The organism is Undibacterium umbellatum (assembly GCF_014284125.1).
GTDB classification, from domain to species: domain Bacteria; phylum Pseudomonadota; class Gammaproteobacteria; order Burkholderiales; family Burkholderiaceae_D; genus Undibacterium; species Undibacterium umbellatum.
Genome location: NZ_JACOFX010000069.1, coordinates 1 through 563 on the forward strand (window position 1 = coordinate 1; position 563 = coordinate 563).

Sequence of the window (563 nt, forward strand, 5' to 3'; positions counted from 1 at the left end):
GGCGCCTTCCTGTTGCCAGTGGAAGACGTATTCTCCATCTCCGGTCGCGGTACAGTCGTTACTGGCCGTATCGAACGCGGTATCGTCAAAGTTGGCGAAGAGATCGAAATCGTTGGTATCAAAGACACAGTAAAAACAACATGTACTGGCGTTGAAATGTTCCGCAAACTGCTCGACCAAGGTCAAGCAGGCGACAACGTCGGCGTATTGCTGCGTGGTACAAAGCGTGAAGATATCCAACGTGGTCAAGTGTTGGCAAAACCAGGTTCGATCAAGCCACATGCACATTTCACAGGCGAGATCTATGTTCTGTCCAAAGATGAAGGTGGCCGTCATACACCATTCTTCAACAACTACCGTCCACAGTTCTACTTCCGTACAACGGACGTAACTGGTTCGATCGAGTTGCCACAAGACAAAGAAATGGTCATGCCAGGTGATAACGTTTCTATCACTGTAAAACTGATCAACCCGATCGCGATGGAAGAAGGCTTGCGCTTTGCTATCCGTGAAGGTGGTCGTACAGTCGGTGCTGGCGTTGTTGCTAAAATCATCGAGTAATA

At 48.8% G+C, this 563-nt stretch carries 1 protein-coding gene; it reads left to right on the top strand.

Annotation, left to right across the window (positions count from 1 at the left end; genetic code table 11):
• Positions 1-561: EF-Tu C-terminal domain-related protein (locus H8L47_RS29215; RefSeq protein ID WP_268978109.1), on the top strand; the 561-nt coding region annotated here is incomplete at its 5' end.
• Positions 562-563 lie beyond the last annotated feature (2 nt).